Source organism: Pseudomonas syringae pv. tagetis, from assembly GCF_022557255.1.
In the GTDB taxonomy this organism is placed as follows: domain Bacteria; phylum Pseudomonadota; class Gammaproteobacteria; order Pseudomonadales; family Pseudomonadaceae; genus Aquipseudomonas; species Aquipseudomonas caricapapayae.
Window position 1 is genome coordinate 4,821,373 of record NZ_CP092923.1, and the last position, 19,340, is coordinate 4,840,712.

A 19,340-nucleotide genomic window follows, 5' to 3' on the forward strand; every position below is an offset into this window, starting at 1 on the left:
GAAATTTTTGCCTGTTCCAGACACGCCAACGCGGGAGCAAGCTCCCGCGCGGCGACATCCTACCAGTCAACGCTCAAAAGAGGTCAACCGGCGTTCAAGTGAGCCTGCGCTTACTTGTGGTCTTTCACTTCTTCGAACTCGGCATCGACAACGTCGTCAGCCTTGGCATTTTCTTCAGCCGGCTTGGCCGCTGCTTCAGGGTTTTCAGCCTGCTCGGCGTACATCTTCTGAGCAATTGGCGCGGAAACCTTCGACAGTTCTTCGACCTTGGCCTCAATGGCAGCCTTGTCGTCGCCCTTGATAGCGGCTTCCAGGGCAACCAGTGCGGCCTCTACTGCGGTTTTCTCTTCAGCGGTGACCTTGTCGCCCGCATCAGCGATCATCTTGCGAGTCGAGTGGACCAGCGCATCACCCTGGTTACGGGCAGAGGCCAGCTCTTCGAACTTGCGATCTTCTTCGGAGTTGACTTCAGCATCGCGAACCATCTGCTGAATCTCTTCCTCGGACAGGCCGGAGTTGGCCTTGATCACGATGGACTGCTGCTTGCCGGTAGCCTTGTCTTTCGCGCCAACGTGCAGAATGCCGTTTGCGTCGATGTCGAAGGTCACTTCGATCTGTGGCACACCACGTGGAGCAGGTGGAATCTCGGCCAGGTCGAACTTGCCCAGAGACTTGTTCTGACCGGCTTGCTTACGCTCACCCTGCAGTACGTGAATGGTTACCGCGTTCTGGTTGTCATCGGCCGTCGAGAACACCTGGGATTTCTTGGTAGGGATCGTGGTGTTCTTCTCGATCAGCGCAGTCATCACGCCGCCCATGGTTTCGATACCCAGAGTCAGCGGGCTGACGTCGAGCAGCAGAACGTCTTTGACATCACCAGCCAACACGGCGCCCTGGATGGCAGCACCCATGGCAACGGCTTCGTCAGGGTTGACGTCTTTACGCGCTTCTTTACCGAAGAACTCGGTAACCAGCTTCTGAACCAGCGGCATACGCGTCTGGCCACCGACCAGAATCACGTCGTTGATCTTACTTCTGTCGATACCAGCATCTTTAAGCGCCATTTCGCACGGGGCGATGGTGCGCTGAACCAGGTCTTCAACCAGCGATTCCAGCTTGGAGCGCGAAATCTTCACGACCAGGTGCTTTGGACCGGTTGCATCTGCAGTGATGTACGGCAGGTTGACTTCGGTCTGAGTGCTGGAAGACAACTCGATCTTGGCTTTTTCAGCAGCTTCTTTCAGACGCTGCATCGCCAACGGATCACCCTTGAGGTTCATGCCGCTTTCTTTCTTGAATTCGTCGACGAAGTAGTCGATCAGACGAATGTCGAAGTCTTCACCACCCAGGAACGTGTCACCGTTGGTTGCCAGCACTTCGAACTGGTGCTCGCCATCGACTTCGGCAATCTCGATGACCGACACGTCGAAGGTACCGCCACCCAGGTCATAAACGATGACCGTGTGGTCGCCCTTGGCCTTGTCCATACCGTAAGCCAGAGCGGCCGCGGTTGGTTCGTTGATGATGCGCTTGACGTCCAGACCGGCGATACGACCAGCGTCCTTGGTAGCCTGACGCTGACTGTCGTTGAAGTAGGCCGGAACGGTGATGACCGCTTCGGTAACCGCTTCACCGAGGTAGTCTTCGGCAGTCTTTTTCATTTTCTTCAGGATTTCGGCGGAAATCTGAGGAGGCGCCATTTTCTGGCCATTCACTTCAACCCAGGCGTCACCGTTGTCAGCCTTGACGATCTTGTAAGGAACCATCTGGATGTCTTTCTGAACGACATCTTCTTCAAACTTGCGACCGATCAGACGCTTAACCGCATACAGCGTGTTGTGCGGGTTGGTAACGGCCTGACGCTTGGCGGACTGACCGACCAGAATCTCGCCATCGTTGGCATAAGCAATGATCGAAGGTGTGGTACGAGTACCTTCTGCGTTCTCGATAACCTTGACGTTACCGTTTTCCAGAATGGAGACGCAGGAGTTGGTAGTCCCCAGGTCGATACCGATAATTCTGCCCATCTTTGACTCTCCCGAAACTTGCAAAACTTGGATGTGGTTGCCGCCGGTGCGCTTACACCGTGCGGTAGCTCTTAAACGCTTGACCTTTAAATGGGGGCCTTACAGCTGATTTCAAGCCTGCTCGTTGATTGACGGCGTTGCAGGCGATGGTGCCTTGCTGACCACGACCATGGCCGGACGCAGCAGACGACCATTAAGCTGATAACCCTTCTGGAATACCTTGAGCACTGTATTGGGCTCGACGTCGGTACTTTCCTGCATGGCCATCGCCTGGTGCTGATCGGCACTGAACGGCTGGCCATGCGGATCGATGGCTTCCAGCTGATAACGCTTGAGGGTGTCCTGGAACATCTTCAAGGTCAGCTCGATGCCTTCACGCATGGGGCGAATGCTTTCATCGTCCGGACTGGACAGATCAAGGCCTCGCTCCAGGCTGTCGATGATCGGCAACAGATCACCGGCAAATTTTTCCAGCGCAAACTTGTGCGCTTTTTCAACATCCTGTTCGGCACGGCGGCGGACATTCTGCAGATCCGCAGCCACGCGAAGGGATTGGTCCTGCGCAGCAGCCAGTTGCTCTTCGAGCACCTGCACGCGGGTTGTCAGATCTTCACCCACGCCCGCCTCGGCAGCCTGATCCTGAGCCTGCGCATCCAGATTCTGTTCGTCAGCCATACATGTTCTCCTCTAAAAACGTCCGCGATCCCGATTCGCGCTTCTGCCCACCTATATGGGATCGGAATTTCCGGCTTCAAGGGTTTCATGCGATCGAGATACGTATTCCCTGACAAATAATCCGGATTCCAGGGCAGCGAAAAATTGCGACCTGACACAATAGCGACTAAAAACTACTGCAAACCGATCAAATCGAGCTAAGCGAGGGCATTGTCAGAGACAAATAAAACACTGTATAAATAACCAGACAAACAGCCCGGGAGCCGCTCAATGCTGGTGCACCTTTCCGTACACAACTACGCCATTGTCGAACACCTTGACCTTGAACTGGATCGAGGCATGAGCGTCATCACTGGCGAAACCGGTGCCGGCAAGTCGATCATGCTCGACGCCCTGGGCCTGACGCTGGGCGACCGTGCCGACAGTGGCGTGGTCAGGCCGGGTGCCGACAAGGCCGATATTCTGGCCACCTTCGACCTGGGCGACATTCCCGAGGCACAGACCTGGCTGAAAGAGCGCGATCTGGACAACGACGGCCCCTGCATCCTGCGCCGGGTGATTACTGCCGAAGGTCGTTCCCGTTCTTATATCAATGGCTCGCCCTGCCCTCAGGGTGACCTGAAAGCGCTGGGCGAACTGCTCATCGATATCCACAGCCAGCATGAGCATCAGTCGCTGCTCAAGACCGATACTCACCGGCGCCTGCTGGACGAATACGCAGGTGCGACCGATCTGGCCCGACAGGTACACCTCGCCGCGCAGCGCTGGCGGCAAACGCGTCAGGAGCTTGAGCGCCTTTCCAACTCAGGGGACGAGCAGCGCGCACGTCATCAGCTGTTGAGCTATCAGCTCGAAGAGCTTGAAAGCCTCAGCCTGGGCGAAAACGAGCTTGAACAGCTGGAACAGGAACACAAGGACCTGACCAACGCCGAAAGCCTCCTGAGCATTTGCCGACAGGTGGTCGAGCAGTGCAGTGAAAGCGATTCCGGCAATGTGCTCAATGCCCTGACCGCCAGCCTGCATCGGCTCGGCAGCGTAGACCACTCGCCATCCGCCCTGAGCGAGGCCACCGGCTTGCTGTCCAGCGCACAAATCCAGGTAGAAGAAGCCGTAGGCGAGCTGAACCGCTTTCTGGATCACTTCGATGCCGACCCGGCCAGGCTGCAACAACTCGAAGAGCGCCTTGATGCCATCTACACGCTGGCGCGCAAGCACCGCATCCAGCCAGGCGAAGTGGCGACGCTGCAACAAAAGCTGCTGGATGAAATAGAAACCCTGAATGCCAACGACGAATCCATCGAGCGCCTGCAACACGAAGTTCAGGCATTTGCCCGGCATTATCAGGACAAGGCCCGTGAGCTGAGTGACCTGCGCCGCAATTCGGCAACGACACTGGCCAGCGCTGTAGAGCAGGAAATCCATCGACTGGGCATGCCCGGTGGTCGCTTCCAGATCGACCTCAAAGCCAACGCCAGTGCAGAACCATCACCTCATGGCCTGGAGCAGGTAGAGCTACTGGTCAGTGCCAACCCCGGCCAACCCCTCAAGGCGCTGGCGAAAGTCGCATCGGGTGGCGAACTGTCGCGTATCAGCCTTGCGATTCAGGTCATCACCGCACAAACCTCACGAGTGCCGACGCTGGTATTCGATGAAGTCGATGTGGGTATCGGCGGTCCGACTGCCGAGATCGTGGGGCAATTGCTACGTCGCCTGGGCGAGCGCGGCCAGGTCATGACCGTCACTCACTTGCCACAGGTTGCGGCCCAGGGTCATCAACATCTGTTTGTGCACAAGGTAAGGGACAACGATGCAACGCGCACCGCAGTCTCCAAACTCAGCAAAACCGAACGCATAGAAGAAGTGGCTCGAATGCTGGGCGGCATCGACCTGACCAAGGAATCTCTGGCGCACGCCAAAAAGATGGTTGTTACGGCCAAAAGCTGAGTCCAGACCAGAAAGCTGAGTCATGGAAAGCACAAAGGCGACCCTGGGTCGCCTTTGTTGCTGGTTTTACGCCGTCTGGCTTACGCCTTCTTGTTGCGGACGTAAAGCACCAGATTGTGGTCCACCAGGTCGAAACCGTGTCTTTCGACAATGGCTTTTTGAAGCTTCTCGATCTCTTCGTCGAAGAACTCGATCACCTCGCCTGACTCCACGTTGACCATGTGGTCGTGATGGCCGCCATCAGCCAGTTCAAACACAGCATGACCGCCGTCGAAATTGTGGCGCACCACCAATCCAGCAGCTTCAAACTGGGTCAGGACACGGTAAACCGTGGCCAGGCCGACGTCCTCGCTAGCCTCCATTAGCGCCTTGTAGACATCCTCGGCACTCATGTGGCGCTGCTCGGCAGAATCGAGCATTTGGAGTATTTTAACCCTCGGTAGGGTTACCTTGAGTCCTGCTTTACGTAGTTCGCTATTTTCAACCATGGTCAGCTTTCTCGCAGACGCTGCTTCGCAGCTTCTCTTAATGCAGGTATGATCGGGGTTTACGTTGTCCCAGCCAAGATAGTGGAAGTCGCCCACCGATGCAAAACACCAAGCTCTTGCTAACCAGTTTCACCTTCGTGGGACTGCTCGCACTCGCCGGTTGTTCATTCCCCGGGGTTTACAAAATCGACATCCAGCAGGGTAATGTCGTCACGCAGGACATGATAGACCAGTTACGCCCCGGAATGACCCGACGGCAAGTACGGTTTATCATGGGTAACCCCCTGTTGACCGACACTTTCCACTCCGATCGGTGGGATTACCTGTACAGCCTGCAGCCAGGTGGCGGTGAACGCCAGCAGGAGCGTGTCAGCCTAATATTCAACGGCAATGACCAGCTCGTGAGCCTGTCTGGCGACTTCATGCCCGGCGTCAGCCGCGATGAAGCCATTCTTGGCAAAGGCAGCGATACCACTGCCCCGGTAGAGAATCAGCCTGAGCAGAAACCTGAAGAACCGGCCAAGCCAGGCTCGTTGCTGGACAAGATCCAGAAAGACGTGGACAGCGTCGAGACCGTACCTGTCCCGACCCAAGAGCCTCTGGACACCAACTCTCGTTAGTCCACAAGCGCTCGAAAAAAAGCCCGGCATGCCGGGTTTTTTTATACCTTTCGTTCAGTCATCGTTCAGCCGGGGAGCGTCCGTTTCTCTCGCGCTCTGGCGGCGCGCAAACGCCGGATCTCCATAGGATCTGCCAGCAACGGGCGATAAATCTCTATTCGCTCACCCGCCTCCAACACCCGCGCAGAAGGATCGACGACCACCTTGCCGAAGACGCCCACGGCACAGTGCGCCAGATCCAGTTCGGGGAACTCCCGCTCCATACCGCTGAGTTCAAGCGCCCGACGTACCGAAGACCCTGCCGGGACCTCTACCGCCATCAACACCTGGCGATGTACAGAGGCGTAAACCACCTCGATCTGAATCGTAGCTTCAGCCATGCAGCTCTTTCGCCCGCTGGCAGAATGCGTCTACCAGCGTATTGGCCGCCTGATTGAACAGTGGCCCCAGCGTGGCGCGAACGATAGTGCCCGCATAATCGAAGGACAGATCCAGACTGATCTTGCAGGCTTTTTCGCCTAGCGGTTTGAACGTCCAGACCCCATGAAATTGCTCGAACGGCCCCTCAACCAGGTCCATCACGATGGACTCGCCAGGCACGAGCGTGTTGCGCGTCATGAACTTCTGACTCAGACCGCCCTTGGCGATCTCCAGGCTGGCGCGCATCTGCGCCTCACTGGCCTCAAGCACGGTAGCCGAGGAGCACCACGGCAGAAACTCGGGATAACGGGCCACATCATTGACCAGGTCATAAAGAAACCCGGCCGGGTACGGCAGTAAAGCAGAACGTTGTATATGCGTAGTCATGTGAGCGTCATTTCCAGAGCTGAGCGGCAAACACCACAAGAATGCCGAGCGGCGCCACGTAGCGCATCAAAAAGAACGTCAGGTTGAAGAGCCTCGGACTGCGAATCGACAGTTCGTCGCGCACCGCCTCACGGCCCATCACCCAACCAGCGAATACCACAAAACACAACCCACCCAGCGGCAACATGATCCGCGAGGTTAAGAAATCAATGACTCCAAAGAAGTCCAGGCCAGTGGATGCGCCCCATTGGTAGAGGTGAAATACGCCCCCATCGTTCACGAAAAACTTGGCCTTTTGCCAGATATTGAACGAGAACACCGTCCCCAATCCCACAAACCAGCACGTAAACGCCAGCCAGAATGTCACCCAGGCACGGCGAATTCGAGTGCGCTCGACCAGGTATGCAACCATCGGCTCAAGCAAGGAAATCGCCGAACTCCAGGCCGCGACCGCTACCAGCACGAAGAACACGATGCCCATCAACTGCCCGAATGCCACGTTGCCGAACGCGTAAGGTAACGTAACGAACATCAGGCCCGGCCCCTCGCTCGGGTTCAGACCCGCAGCAAACACGATCGGGAACAACGCAAGGCCGGCCAACAGCGAAACGAAGGTATCGAGCAGCGCAATGCCGACCACTGTGGTACTGATTGACGCGCCTTTGGTCATGTACGCGCCATACACCATGATCGAGCCGACACCGACGCTCAGAGAAAAGAATGCATGCCCCATCGCGGGCAGCAGGCCATCCAGCACCTTGTCGGGGTTGAAGTCGAACATGAAATGCACGCCTTCCATGAAGTGCCCGGTGGTCAGGCTGTAGCCCAACAGCGCCAGCATCAGCAGGAACAGCATCGGCATCATGATGCGCAGGCTTTTTTCCAGACCGGCTTCCACACCCTTGCCGATCACCACCGCCGAAAGCAGCATGAAAATCGTGTGCCACAGAATAAGACGCCAGGGATCGGCAATCACTGCACCAAAGTAGGCTCCTACCTGATCCGGCGACACACCCTGAAAATCGCCGCGCCCCATGTCGATGATGTAATCCAGTGACCAGCCGCCCACCACACTATAAAAGGAGAGAATCAGCAGAGCCGTGATCATTCCGGCGAACGCACCCCAGGACCAACGCGCCGAATGCCCCGCTTCCTGGGCCAGCGTCTTGAGCGCATTCGCAGGACTGAGCCGCGAACGACGGCCAATCAGCGTCTCGGCGATCATGACCGGAATACCAATCAGCGCGATACATGCCAGAAACACCAGTACAAAGGCACCGCCACCGTAGGCACCGACCATGTACGGGAATTTCCAGATACTGCCCAGCCCCACGGCAGAACCGGTGGCAGCCAGGATGAACACCCAGCGACTTGCCCAGCTACCGTGGACCGAAACCTTGTCCGTCGACATTATCGAAACGCCCAGCCAAAAAAGATCGCGCATTGTCCGGGATTCAACCTTTGTGCTCAAGCACGCGCTTTCCCGTAGCCGACATTGATGCAACTCCCTATAATGCGCCCCCTATGGCTAAGCTCAAGAAACACCCTACAGGGACCATCGCGCAAAATAAAAAGGCGCGTCACGATTACTTCATCGAACACAAGTTCGAGGCCGGTCTGGTCCTGGCTGGCTGGGAAGTAAAAAGCCTGCGTGCCACCAAGGTACAGCTGGTCGACAGTTACGTGCTGCTCAAGGATGGTGAGGCATGGCTGATGGGTTGCCACATCACGCCGCTCAAGACTGCCAGCACGCACGTCATCGCTGACCCGACACGCACCCGAAAACTGCTGCTGAACAAGCGCGAGCTCGAAAAGCTCACCAGCTCGGTTCAACAGAAAGGCTACGCCTGCGTGGCCCTTTCCGTTTACTGGAAGGAGCACCTGATCAAGTGCGAAATTGCGCTGGGTAAAGGTAAAAAGGAATACGACAAGCGCCACACCGAGCGCGAACGCGACTCGGACCGTGAGCTACAGCGTGCCGTGCGCTCCAAGGGCAAGGACGACTAGCTCCAGGCCCTCGCAGGTGCCAAATGTCCTGCCCCTGACATTTGGCACTCACATTCATCTTAATGTTTTCAGCGCCGCCTTCTTCCCGTATCAACCTGTTCGCTTCCCCTCAACGAAGATCGCCTCATTTTGGTGCTTGAACGCCCAATGTGGCTATTTCGCATTATTCCGAAAATAAAATAGAACGCCTGCGTTACGTAACAGTCAACTCTTCAGGCCCAATTGCTAAACGGGCTTTCCAAACCCTCGGGCGACGGCCTCAAATACCGGCCATACCGAGTCCACAGGTTATAAGGAGAGACACATGAAGCGTACCGCCCTCACTGGATTGTTCCTCAGCGCCGCCCTGTTGGCTTCGCCGGTTTTTGCCGCCGATGATTTGTGCGCCGCAAACATCAAGACCATCGAAAACGCCCACACCTCGTCCGGCACCAACCTGAGCACCGAAAACAAGGCAATGCTCGAGACTACTGTGAAGAACGCCAAAGCGGCCCAAGCGCAGAACGACGAGAAAAAATGCATCGAGATCACCACCAAGACCATCACCTCCCTGAAAAATACCGGTTCGGGCAGCGAAGGCACCAAGTAAACCTTCGAGCAGGCCAGCCACTCAGGCTGGCCTGAACGATTGCAGCAGACGGGTCGACGTGCCACGCCAATTGGCGTACACTCCGCCCCAGCGATTGCGAAAGCAGTCTCGGGGCCGATTTGGATTCGACGCCGGTGATGAAACTTTAGGTGCATGCCGAGTTGGTAACAGAACTCGTAAATCCACTGTTGCAACTTTCTATAGTTGCCAATGACGAAACCTACGGGGAATACGCTCTCGCCGCGTAAGCGGTGCTAGCCTTCCTTCTGGTAGCTTCGGCTCCAGCAATCATCAGGGGATGCCTGTAAACCCGAAATGATTGTCATATAGAACAGGATCGTCGCCTAGTATGTTGTGGACGAAGCGACTAAAACTTACACAACTCGCCCAAAGCACCCTGCCCGTCGGGTCGCTAAGGGTTAACTTAATAGACACGGCTAAGCATGTAGTACCGACAGCGGAGTACTGGCGGACGGGGGTTCAAATCCCCCCGGCTCCACCACTATCCTTACACAGCGCCCCATTCGTGGGGCGTTGTGCTATCTGGAGCTAGCGTTTTCGGCTAGTGCGCCACTGAGGTGTGACATTCAGGTGAGGCATTTCCGGTGCCTACCATGCAGCGCAACCCTTCTTACCTGACCCTGAACCGCCACAGAACCTTCTACTTCCGTATCGTTATCCCTCAGCACCTGCGCTTTCTCGTTAGCGGACGACGTGAAATCAGGCGAACTCTCAAAACAGATAGCCTAACGTTGGCTCGCCGACGTGCGCGGCAGTATGCTGCTCGTTACCAGGCAGCCTTTGACAGAGTGACGAGAGTGATCGAACGGGACGAGTTGGGCCTTTCAGAGGATGACTACACCGAGCTCCTGGATCTAATGCCGGACTTTTCCAGTCCGACAAGCGCTACCACGGCGCTTGAACCGATCCTTTCGGACGAAGAGATCGAGGCCAGACAAAGACGTCGAGAAGTCGAACGTTTGTTGACGGGCGCTTATGGCCGAGCAATCCCAAGCGAGCAAGAATCGCTGGCGCTGGAGTTGCTGGAACTCTCTCGCTCGTACATGCCAACCGAGCTACGGGCGGTTCTGCCAAGGCTTCGGGATGAGGTGGTGCTACGCAAGCTAAATCCAGGCAAACGAGCGGAGACAGCCTTAGAAGTGCCTGAGGTGCTGCCCAACCATGATCCTGCTATGGCTGACTGGACTCTCTACCATGTATGGCAACACCAGCTTGAGCGCGACCGGGCCGATACTTCCTCAAAAGGTGGCCAAGCTCATCATGGGGGTACGCTGGAAGAGAGGGAGCGACGCGCCCGTGTAATGACCGTTCTTACGCAGCATAAACCTGTGGTCCAACTGACCAAACAGGACTGGCAAGCAGCATATGACGCGGCACGCACGACAAAGAGTGGGGCTACAGCAGCTATAGCCCCAACGCCCACCCCGATCAGTGAAATCCTGACGCATGACCTAAAGGAAATGACAGGTCACGAACGCGTAGCTGCATTAATCGCATCGATGAAGCAGATCCAGAACTACGCTAGGCACATAGATCTAACGTCCATTCGAGTGGATGAATTAATCATCAAACCAGTGTCGAAAAGGGTGAATGACAGCAACCGTGGGGGCGTGCCTTTTTCACCAGCAGATGTCGAAGCTATTTTTTCTGGCTTTATCTACCAAGGTACACTGCCCAAAGAACGAACTAAAGCGTATCCATATTGGTTCTGGATGCCGCTGGTAGGCTACTTCACAGGCGCCCGCACCAACGAGATAGCGCAGCTCGACACCGCCGATATTAAGGTGATTGATGGGCATCCTTGCTTCGACTCCTGCGCTGATGATGCTAAGGCTCCAGAAGCAAAGCGGCTAAAGACAGGTGAGGCCCGGCAGGTGCCAATTCATCCCCGCCTGATCGAGTTAGGCTTCCTTGACTACGTGGGTAGCCAGCGCCAAGCAGATCAAAAAAAGCTATTCGGGGACGGCCTCACATACCTTCTTCCACGAAGTGGCGATACAGACCATAACAAGGAGGGATGGGCCAAGAGCGCAGGTAAATTTTTCAATGAGAAACCTAAAGGTTATCTAGTGAGTATTGGCGTCCATAAACCTTTCGATGGGAAAAGCCTCTACTCATTTCGGCATACACTTGAAACAAATCTATGCAACGCCAAGCGCGATGATAAAAACATAGACCAATCAATTATCGATGCAATAATTGGACATACCCCCGATACTATTGGCGCAAAGCACTATGACGGGGGAGCTACAGTTGCGCACAAGTTATCAGCGTTACAGCTACTACCAATACCAACAGCAATCCGGAAGCTCGACAATTATCAGAATGATTTCGTTAAACGCTTTTCAAACATTCTGACTAAAAGCATCACTGCTCATCGTCGAAAGCACCCCCGCCTTGCTGAGCTCTAGACAACAAAGAGACCTGGACCGATCTCTATTACAGACGAGCATTATGGAGAAGTGAAATGGATGACAACGCCGCTCTTGTAGAGGATGCTCAGTCGGCAATAATGAAGATTGAGTCTCTGCTAACGTCGATTACAAACAATGATGCTATTTCGACCAACAAAGCTGTTCGCGGAAAACTCCGAGAGTTGGTTGCGGAGTGCCGAGCACAAAAAATCACAAAAGAAACAAAAACTGAAAATCCTGATCTTTTAGCGTTCACAATTAATACAGAAGCTGTTTTACAGCATTTGAACCAGGATATGAGAGACGATTGGTTTGTGGATGCGATCCAGCATCGCGACTTATTTCACAACAAACCAGCATTATATGAAACGTTAAGAACACTACTCTCAACGGATAACGGACGATATCTGGGTTGCGAAAGAAAAATATACGACATACCAAAAAAAGGACTTGGCATTCGATATTCTCTTGAAACAGACTTCTATGACCGTTTCATATACCAAGCGATTTGTTCCTATTTAATGCCATTCTTCGACCCCTTACTTTCCCACAGGGTTTTAGGGCACCGCTATAATAAAAACAGAACATCTGAAAAATACATATTTAAAAACAGGATCGACCTTTGGAAAACATTTGAAGGTGTTACAAAAACAGCATTGAAAAATAACCAAAGCCTGTTAGTCACCGACTTACTAAATTACTTTGAAAACATATCGATAGCATCGATAAAAAATGCTTTCGAGAACCTACTTCAGAAAGTTGATGCAACCGGCCCAGAAAAATCGCTAATACGAAATGCGATACAGACCCTTTGTGAACTATTAGCCAGATGGAGCTATAACGATTTACACGGACTCCCTCAAAACAGGGACGCTTCATCCTTTGTCGCGAACATCGTGCTTAACTCTGTAGACCAGACTATGGTTAACCTAGGGCATGACTATTACCGCTACGTCGATGACATCAGAATAATCTGCGCATCACCTCGCGCAGCAAAAAAGGTTTTGACCGAACTGATCAGTCAACTTCGAACTGTCGGGATGAACATTAACTCCGGCAAAACAATAATACTTACAAGCAGTAACTCTGAAGCTGAAATCGCAGAACACTTCCCAACATCAGATGATCGCACCTTAACCATTGATAGCATGTGGCGCTCTAGAAGCCGCAGAGTAATTGCACGTTCCGCAAAATACATCTATCAACTGCTAAAGGAATGTGTAGATCAGAAACAGACCCAGTCTAGACAGTTTCGATTCGCAGTTAATAGACTCATACAACTCGCCGAATCGAACTTGTTCGATATTCACACTGCCATAGCGAACGACCTCAAGATTCTACTCATCGAAACGCTTGAGGAACACGCTGCATCAACTGATCAGTACTGTCGAATACTTGGAGTACTAGCGTTAGACGAGCAAGACCTGGATCAGATCGCTCAACACCTAAGCGATTACGAAAAATCCATTCATTCCTGGCAAAACTTTCATCTATGGCTTCTGCTTGCGAAAAAACGTTATAAAACCGACAAGATCATATCACTTGCTCTAGATAGAATAGAGCTAGATGTTCTCCAGCCTGAGATTCCAGCGTTATTTATATACCTTAGGTGTGTAGATGAGAGCGCGAGATTAGCTCCAACGATTACTAGATTCAAATCTAATTGGCCGTATTATCATCAGCGCAATTTTTTGCTAGCAACTAGCGATTTAGATAGAGAAATTCTCAAACCACTTATTCCAGAGCTCTCAATAAAAATTAAGGGAACAGCCGACCGCGCTAGATCACACTACAACAACGGTTTTCCTCTTGCCGAGAGGGAGCCGCGAAGCCCATTAGACTTACATGAAGAAATCAGCCCCTATGACTGAAACAAAGAAAGTTCTTATATTTATTCGAGACTATGCCGATCTAGGAGAAGATAAGCTTTTTCTTTGGGGGGATAACACGCTTACGAGCGTGACTGCTCAGCAATTAGTCGGCGAGGCCGCAGAAATAATCTGCCACGACTACTGGCTTATAGCTCCTAGAATATTTTCTTCCACTCAGCAACTTCCGAAAACCGTGACTGACATTGAGGAGCTTAGAATTTCTTCGTCCGGAGTTAAGCGAGATCGTGAATCGCGGGAAAAAACAGATATTTCTGGTGCTCTTCAAAATTTCGCTGACAGCGATACTATTAAACATTACATCGACATATTTAACAAAAAAACCCCAATTGACGAGAACGTATTACGAACGATCGGGGAAGCTGTGCTTAATCAGTCATCGAAATTGGAAGCAGATGCTAAGGAAAACAACGAATGGGAGCGATTCACTAAAATCGAACGCCCTGTAGCAGAATACTTGATTAGCTCCGCAGCTGCGGGGATCGCCATCGACTCAGCGAGACTAAGAGTTCATAAAGAAAACATCGAATTCGATTACTACATGGCGTTAAAAAAGTTTTCAGCAGAATACAACCTACCCCTGGAGCTCCCATCGAATGATGATATCGTCCATCGGCTCGAACCACTGGGGTACGATTTTTCAGGTGTAGATGTTGATTACGTACTGAATTTCGTACCGATGAATGACAACTTTGCAATTGACCTACTGAACCTGCGAAAAATTGCAAAATCTAGAAATGTGCTTAATGCCATTCCGCTAAGCCAAAAGCGAATATTTCCAATAGTCGACTGTTTTGGCTCAATTACGTCGAGGATATATTTCAAGGACCCGTCACTACAGAACCTAGCAAAACACCATAGAGACATACTCATTCCAGATGATGGTAAAGTTTTTTCATATGTAGATTATGAGCAGTATGAAGCTGGAATCATGGCAGCTTTATCAAATGACGAAACTCTACTAACGCTGTATGCAGATGGCGATCTATATAAGCAAGTGGCGTCCGGTATCTTTCAGGACGAAGAGCGGAGGAAAGAAGCCAAACGACTCTTTCTCTCCTACGCCTACGGCATGAAAAATCGACATCTAATAGATGCAGCGTTTGGTTATGGCGCTGACCGCCGCTTGACTAAAGACTTTTTCAAAAGATTCGAGACATTCGAAAAGTGGAAGATTTCCGTGCACGCATTATTTGAGACGGACCAGCGAATCGGTACGGCTTTAGGAAACCATCTCAGACGAGACGGGGCAGGCCCCCTGACTGAAAAAGAAAAACGATCCGCTGTCAGCCAATTAGTCCAAGGAACAGCGTCGCTGATTTTTAAAAAATCCTTGATTAAGCTTCGTCAAGAGTCCGGCGTAAGCTTAAAAGTTCCTATGCATGATGCAATACTCTTCGAACACTCACATGATTTTGACCCCCGATTGGTAGCTGATGTATTCGCCCGCACTATGACTGAACACTTTGAGGGCAAGATTACCGGCAAAGCTTCGCTTAGCCCTTTCAGATAGCCCTGATCGCCCTAACTCAACCAGTAGTGAGCTTACCGTTACTGGCAATCTTCTAGCGTAGCGACCTAAATAAGTCATGCGCTGAAGAAGGTAGGCGGTCAATTTGGCCAGGCTCAAGTATCCGGACACTGGTTTTTGTTTCAGTCCCTTCAATTACCCCATAGAAAATATAATAATGCCCCCGCTCATATGTTTTCCATTGACGCTTTTCAAAGATGGCTGGGGCGCAGTGGCCGCTTAAGCTATGATCCGGTGATGGGAAATTGAAAAAAACCCGATGAGTACCGACCTTAATTGTGATCGGCTGCCCAAATAGGAGAAAGCTTTTACCTATGTATCTGGAGGGATTCTTTTGGATACGTTCGATGGGGACAATAAGGTCACGCAGTTTGATAGCATCCTCTCCTTCAAACTGCACTGAAATTTCCAGAGATTTCTGAGCAAGATAAACTAGTCGCTTTACAGTCCGAAACTCACCAGCATTCAGCAAAGTCCCGTTTTCGTTGTACACAAGCTCAAAGCCGCTTCCACCTCGGGCGGAACCTCTCTGTACAACACTTTTGCTTTTCGAAGACTTTTCGATTTCGTCTTCATCCTCTGGCAACTCATCGTCATCTAGGCTTTTCCATCCTGCGAAGGTTACTAAGTTGACCGCTTTTCTCTCCTTACCGGCACCATCGTCGCCGCCACCTGCGGCACTCTTCCTATGCGGGCAAGGAACATCGTCGTAACCCGGCATATGAAAGAAGAATGCATCAACGTCGTCTTTCCGCTTGGCTAGCAGCCTAGGCATTCTGCTGCACATGACTCCGCAGTCAGGGCAATACACAGCCCCATGATGCTCAGCATCGACATAGAGCTCTGGGGGGATACGTAGAGCGTCACTCAGAACGGGAGGGTCGATTTTCGGCGGCTGGATTTCTAGCGGAAAATAGGCAACGTGCGGGATTGATATCTGCGACATACATTCCTTCGTGAGACGCCAACAATTCACGAATCCTATACGGGTTTCACTGCGAACGGTAGCGCTGTGCCATTACCTGCTTCGTAGGGCATCGCTCGAATTTATTCAGCACATCGCGGCACCATTAAACGACCGTTTTTCGATACCAGCAAAACTCGCCCATGATCGGTATCATAAAAATAGCCTTGCTTTTGATACCAGCCGAAGTATGATACCAGAACGTTAAACGATACCAGGAAACAAAGATGAGCCGCCCGTTCGCATACTGCCGCGTAAGTACCACCGATCAAACCACATTGAATCAGATTCATGAGATCAAGGGGGCAGGCTTTGCCATCGAGCCTCACCGCATCGTCACCGAAACCATCAGTGGATCTGTCGCCGCTTCAGAGCGACCGGGGTTCGGCCAACTGCTTCAGAAAATGGAGAGTGGAGATGTTTTAGTGGTGAGCAAGCTTGACCGACTTGGTCGTAACGCAATGGACGTCCGTCTCACCATCGAACGTCTTGAGAAGTCAGGGATTCGAGTACATTGCTTAGCACTGGGAGGCGTAGACCTCACATCTCCGGCAGGCAAGATGACTATGCAGGTGCTAGGAGCAGTAGCGGAGTTTGAGCGCGACCTGTTGATCGAACGTACCCAAGCAGGCCTCATGCGCGCAAAGGCAGAGGGCAAGAAACTAGGGCGTCCAGAGGCAGCTCAAACCACCTCAGCCGTCCAGGAGCTGAAAGCGCAGATGTTCACCCAATCGCAAGTGGCAGCCAAAACCGGCTTAGGCATCGCGACTGTTAAACGTCACTGGAATAAAACATAAAAAACGCTTGCACACAAAATTAAGACTACGTCAAGTTTTATCTATAGACGCGAGATATGCTAAGGCGGTAAATTACTGCCTGGCTGATTCCACTAGCCCATTAACCAAAACCATCAAACAGCGAGAAAACGTCATGAACCGATGTACCCACAAACTCACCCGGAATAAAGCAAATGCCAATCAGCCTAGAAAGCCAAGCACGTGATTTTTTAGCTAATCCACTTAACTCGTACAGCAGCCTCTCCACATATTTGAATCAAGTATCGCCCCGCCCTGATGGTCATTTCTGGACCAAGGACTCTGCGTATCACCTCTGCCGAACGAACGGCATCGCTTCAAAGAGACGGTGTAGGAGCCAGCCAGCAGCAGGCATCACCCGTCGCCGTAGCATCAGACAGTCGATATTGGATGCGACACTAAAATCGCTCAGCGCCAGCAGCCGCTCCCTTTGTGACCTTGCCCCTTTTCAACCGGGTGAAATCGCCCATCTTTCAGGTTTTCAGCGAGTCACCGTTCTAAGCAACTGGCATCGTCTCGAGAATGAACTACTCGCATGCGCAGGTTTGCCACTACGGCCGACCACGATTCCAATGATCGAGGAGGACTGAGCAATGGCGGGCGCAAAGAAAACTCCCGAGCAAGCCATTCAAGCGGTCGTTCTGAGGGAGGCGGGATATTCGCTGCCCGTAATTGCCGCAAGGTTGGAAATGAGCGTGAGCACAACTCAGCGGCTTTTGAAAAAGCATCCCGCAGTTGCAGGTGCCACGACTCAAGCACTAATCGCCAAAGCGCGGGAAGATCTCATCAACTCAGTATTTAGCTTAGAGAGCGTCCAGCTTGTTGCAGCTTCGCTGGCAGCAGGGGAGCTATCCGCTTTGGACCTGATCCGTTTGAGATTGACAGAGGCCATAGAGTCGCTGGATACGACCGGTGCTAATGCGCCGCTCGCTTGTCGGGCACTTGCCGCATGCGCTACGACACTCCGCTTAACTCAGGAGGTCGGAAGAAAAGCCCTTCCCCTTGAGAAGCTCGGACAAGCACTTGAGACGGACGAACTACCGGAGCTCATCATTCATGTGATGACAGAGCAGGACGTTCTGGACATGCGAGCAGAGCAACGTAGGTATGACGCCGAGATGAATGGCGAGCTCAATGAAGATGAGATTCAAAATGAAATCTGGCGGCAACATAAGCTCGGACTGCTGAACAAACCGGAGCTCGACGACGACATCATCGAAGAGAGCTGATCGGAAGTTGACCTGACTGTGACCGGCCAGTTGTCAAACCCTTAGATCAGCAGAAATAGCCTGAACACCCTGGCGTCATCCAGGGTAGGGCTTTTTTGAAAATTGTAGTGGTCAACTAATCCCGGACACGACGTTAAGTTTTTTCTCGGCCTGAGCTGGGGCCAGTCCGTTGTTGAATTGGTGCGGTCTAATCCAGTTGTACCGATGCATCAGGTAATGACTGATGTCGCGGTGCGCTTCTTGAGCTGTCATGTAGCCCACGGTTGGTATCCACTCAGTTTTCAAGCTGCGAAACACACGCTCCATCGGCGCATTATCCCAACAGTTTCCACGACGGCTCATGCTTTGGCGCATGCGGTAACGCCAGAGCCGTTGGCGAAACTGACGGCTGCCATATTGCGAGCCCTGATCCGAGTGAAACATTAGCCCTTGAGGCCTGCCACGCTGCTCATAAGCCATGTCCAACACCTTGATGACCAGATCCGCATCCGGCTTGTTTGACAGCGCCCAGCCCACAATCCGGCGTGCGTAGAGATCCAGAACGACTGCCAGGTAATGCCATTTCCCTTGAGCCCAGATGTAGGTGATGTCGCCACACCAGACCTGGTTGGGTGCCGGAACATCAAACTCTCGATTCAAGATATTCGGAATGTCAGGCCGCTCGACCGTCGCTTGTTTGTAGGCATGTGATCCAGGTTGTTTGCTGACTAGCGCCAGTTCCCGCATCAGGCCTCGCACCTTAAACCGCCCGATCTGCTCGCCGTCTTCCTGCATCATCGACACGATACTGCGGCTACCGGCAGCGCTTCGACTTTGCGTGAAAAGTTCGTTGACCCGACTGCGCAACCGAAGCCGCTCAACGTCGGGATTTCGGCGCCTGAGGCGGTGGGCGTAGTAACACGAACGAGTGACATCAAAGACTGCGCAAAGCCAATCGACCGGCTCTTGGGTACTTAACTGATCAATCAGCGTGTGCGCTCGTGCTCTTCCGACATCAAGAGCGCGGTAGCCTTTTTTAAAATGGATTTCTCCCGCTCAAGTCGAGCGATTCGAGCTTCCAATTCCTGGATTTTCTGTTGCTCTGGCGTCAGCGCTTTACTCTGCGGAGTAACGCCGGTGCGCTCCTGCTGAAGCTGATTAACCCAGCGGCGCAACGCGGACTCAACCACACCAAGCGAGCGGCTGGCTTCGATATGGCTATAGCCTTGATCGAGCACGAGGCCTGCGGCCTCGCGTTTGAACTCAGCGGAAAAGGAACGACGTTGTTTGGTCATCAGACACCTCTATCTGGCGAGCATTCTCGCCTAAATGGGTGTCCGG

General features: G+C 52.7%; 17 protein-coding genes and 1 other RNA gene. 10 read left to right on the forward strand and 8 right to left on the reverse strand.

Features of this window, described 5'->3' with window-relative positions; all coding sequences use genetic code 11:
• Positions 1-110: 110 nt before the first annotated feature.
• Positions 111-2,027 carry a molecular chaperone DnaK gene (dnaK, locus tag MME58_RS21445; protein WP_005733029.1) on the reverse strand — a complete coding sequence of 639 codons (1,917 nt, stop codon included), beginning with the start codon at positions 2,025-2,027 and terminating at the stop codon, positions 111-113.
• 111 nt (positions 2,028-2,138) lie between these two features.
• On the reverse strand, positions 2,139-2,702 hold the full coding sequence (grpE, locus tag MME58_RS21450; protein WP_054987348.1) for a nucleotide exchange factor GrpE: 564 nt from the start codon (positions 2,700-2,702) through the stop codon (positions 2,139-2,141).
• Between the two features lie 270 nt (positions 2,703-2,972).
• On the opposite strand from grpE, the gene recN reads away from it, so the two are divergent.
• The gene (gene recN, locus MME58_RS21455; protein WP_054987347.1) at positions 2,973-4,646 is read left to right on the forward strand and encodes a DNA repair protein RecN; all 1,674 of its coding nucleotides are present in this window, start codon (positions 2,973-2,975) and stop codon (positions 4,644-4,646) included.
• 80 nt (positions 4,647-4,726) lie between these two features.
• Here recN and fur read toward each other — a convergent pair whose 3' ends face one another.
• Entirely contained in the window at positions 4,727-5,134 is a 408-nt protein-coding gene (fur, locus tag MME58_RS21460; RefSeq protein ID WP_002555142.1) for a ferric iron uptake transcriptional regulator, read from the reverse strand.
• Positions 5,135-5,232: 98 nt separating this feature from the next.
• On the opposite strand from fur, the gene MME58_RS21465 reads away from it, so the two are divergent.
• Positions 5,233-5,754, forward strand: a complete 522-nt coding sequence (locus MME58_RS21465) for an outer membrane protein assembly factor BamE (protein WP_054987346.1) — start codon at positions 5,233-5,235, stop codon at positions 5,752-5,754.
• Between the two features lie 65 nt (positions 5,755-5,819).
• On the opposite strand, the gene MME58_RS21470 is transcribed toward MME58_RS21465, so the two are convergent.
• The 3 genes from MME58_RS21470 to MME58_RS21480 are packed head-to-tail and all read right to left on the reverse strand — an operon-like array spanning position 5,820 to position 7,972.
• Complete coding sequence (locus MME58_RS21470) at positions 5,820-6,134, reverse strand: RnfH family protein (protein WP_054987345.1); 315 nt, start codon at positions 6,132-6,134, stop codon at positions 5,820-5,822.
• Positions 6,127-6,561 (reverse strand): type II toxin-antitoxin system RatA family toxin, encoded by a 435-nt coding sequence (locus MME58_RS21475; protein WP_054987344.1) that lies wholly within the window; start codon positions 6,559-6,561, stop codon positions 6,127-6,129. Before MME58_RS21475 ends, MME58_RS21470 begins: the two co-directional genes overlap by 8 nt.
• 7 nt (positions 6,562-6,568) lie before the next feature.
• Entirely contained in the window at positions 6,569-7,972 is a 1,404-nt protein-coding gene (locus MME58_RS21480; RefSeq protein ID WP_055006621.1) for a sodium-dependent transporter, read from the reverse strand.
• 113 nt (positions 7,973-8,085) lie between these two features.
• Between MME58_RS21480 and smpB the strand changes: the two genes are divergently transcribed.
• From smpB to MME58_RS21510, 6 genes are all read left to right on the forward strand, one after another.
• Positions 8,086-8,568, forward strand: coding sequence for an SsrA-binding protein SmpB (smpB, locus tag MME58_RS21485; protein WP_054987343.1), 483 nt, complete (start codon positions 8,086-8,088; stop codon positions 8,566-8,568).
• Between the two features lie 304 nt (positions 8,569-8,872).
• On the forward strand, positions 8,873-9,157 hold the full coding sequence (locus MME58_RS21490; protein ID WP_054987342.1) for a hypothetical protein: 285 nt from the start codon (positions 8,873-8,875) through the stop codon (positions 9,155-9,157).
• A gap of 110 nt (positions 9,158-9,267) precedes the next feature.
• Positions 9,268-9,659, forward strand: a transfer-messenger RNA (tmRNA) gene (gene ssrA, locus MME58_RS21495).
• A 112-nt stretch (positions 9,660-9,771) separates the two neighbouring features.
• Positions 9,772-11,589, forward strand: coding sequence for a site-specific integrase (locus tag MME58_RS21500; protein WP_055006615.1), 1,818 nt, complete (start codon positions 9,772-9,774; stop codon positions 11,587-11,589).
• Positions 11,590-11,645: 56 nt separating this feature from the next.
• On the forward strand, positions 11,646-13,463 hold the full coding sequence (locus tag MME58_RS21505) for an RNA-directed DNA polymerase (RefSeq protein WP_055006616.1): 1,818 nt from the start codon (positions 11,646-11,648) through the stop codon (positions 13,461-13,463).
• Positions 13,456-14,994 carry a DNA polymerase gene (locus MME58_RS21510; RefSeq protein WP_055006617.1) on the forward strand — a complete coding sequence of 513 codons (1,539 nt, stop codon included), beginning with the start codon at positions 13,456-13,458 and terminating at the stop codon, positions 14,992-14,994. Before MME58_RS21505 ends, MME58_RS21510 begins: the two co-directional genes overlap by 8 nt.
• A 52-nt stretch (positions 14,995-15,046) precedes the next feature.
• On the opposite strand, the gene MME58_RS21515 is transcribed toward MME58_RS21510, so the two are convergent.
• Entirely contained in the window at positions 15,047-15,958 is a 912-nt protein-coding gene (locus MME58_RS21515) for a hypothetical protein (RefSeq protein WP_233591039.1), read from the reverse strand.
• Positions 15,959-16,203: 245 nt separating this feature from the next.
• Here MME58_RS21515 and MME58_RS21520 point away from each other — a divergent pair, with 245 nt between their 5' ends.
• Positions 16,204-16,773 carry a recombinase family protein gene (locus tag MME58_RS21520; RefSeq protein ID WP_055006619.1) on the forward strand — a complete coding sequence of 190 codons (570 nt, stop codon included), beginning with the start codon at positions 16,204-16,206 and terminating at the stop codon, positions 16,771-16,773.
• A gap of 611 nt (positions 16,774-17,384) precedes the next feature.
• Entirely contained in the window at positions 17,385-18,020 is a 636-nt protein-coding gene (locus MME58_RS21525) for a hypothetical protein (RefSeq protein ID WP_055006620.1), read from the forward strand.
• 111 nt (positions 18,021-18,131) lie between these two features.
• Here the strand turns inward: MME58_RS21525 and MME58_RS21530 are convergent.
• A protein-coding gene (locus MME58_RS21530) for an IS3 family transposase (protein WP_210071841.1) occupies positions 18,132-19,294 on the reverse strand; the annotation gives its coding sequence in 2 pieces (ribosomal slippage) (positions 18,132-19,039 and positions 19,039-19,294; 1,164 coding nt in all).
• Positions 19,295-19,340: the final 46 nt, after the last annotated feature.

Excerpts from the sequence above, each read along its gene's own strand:
- dnaK (WP_005733029.1), bottom strand. The coding sequence starts at position 2,027 with ATGGGCAGAATTATCGGTATCGACCTGGGGACTACCAACTCCTGCGTC.
- grpE (WP_054987348.1), bottom strand. The coding sequence starts at position 2,702 with ATGGCTGACGAACAGAATCTGGATGCGCAGGCTCAGGATCAGGCTGCC.
- recN (WP_054987347.1), top strand. The coding sequence starts at position 2,973 with ATGCTGGTGCACCTTTCCGTACACAACTACGCCATTGTCGAACACCTT.
- fur (WP_002555142.1), bottom strand. The coding sequence starts at position 5,134 with ATGGTTGAAAATAGCGAACTACGTAAAGCAGGACTCAAGGTAACCCTA.
- MME58_RS21465 (WP_054987346.1), top strand. The coding sequence starts at position 5,233 with ATGCAAAACACCAAGCTCTTGCTAACCAGTTTCACCTTCGTGGGACTG.
- MME58_RS21470 (WP_054987345.1), bottom strand. The coding sequence starts at position 6,134 with ATGGCTGAAGCTACGATTCAGATCGAGGTGGTTTACGCCTCTGTACAT.
- MME58_RS21475 (WP_054987344.1), bottom strand. The coding sequence starts at position 6,561 with ATGACTACGCATATACAACGTTCTGCTTTACTGCCGTACCCGGCCGGG.
- MME58_RS21480 (WP_055006621.1), bottom strand. The coding sequence starts at position 7,972 with ATGTCGACGGACAAGGTTTCGGTCCACGGTAGCTGGGCAAGTCGCTGG.
- smpB (WP_054987343.1), top strand. The coding sequence starts at position 8,086 with ATGGCTAAGCTCAAGAAACACCCTACAGGGACCATCGCGCAAAATAAA.
- MME58_RS21490 (WP_054987342.1), top strand. The coding sequence starts at position 8,873 with ATGAAGCGTACCGCCCTCACTGGATTGTTCCTCAGCGCCGCCCTGTTG.
- MME58_RS21500 (WP_055006615.1), top strand. The coding sequence starts at position 9,772 with ATGCAGCGCAACCCTTCTTACCTGACCCTGAACCGCCACAGAACCTTC.
- MME58_RS21505 (WP_055006616.1), top strand. The coding sequence starts at position 11,646 with ATGGATGACAACGCCGCTCTTGTAGAGGATGCTCAGTCGGCAATAATG.
- MME58_RS21510 (WP_055006617.1), top strand. The coding sequence starts at position 13,456 with ATGACTGAAACAAAGAAAGTTCTTATATTTATTCGAGACTATGCCGAT.
- MME58_RS21515 (WP_233591039.1), bottom strand. The coding sequence starts at position 15,958 with ATGTCGCAGATATCAATCCCGCACGTTGCCTATTTTCCGCTAGAAATC.
- MME58_RS21520 (WP_055006619.1), top strand. The coding sequence starts at position 16,204 with ATGAGCCGCCCGTTCGCATACTGCCGCGTAAGTACCACCGATCAAACC.
- MME58_RS21525 (WP_055006620.1), top strand. The coding sequence starts at position 17,385 with ATGGCGGGCGCAAAGAAAACTCCCGAGCAAGCCATTCAAGCGGTCGTT.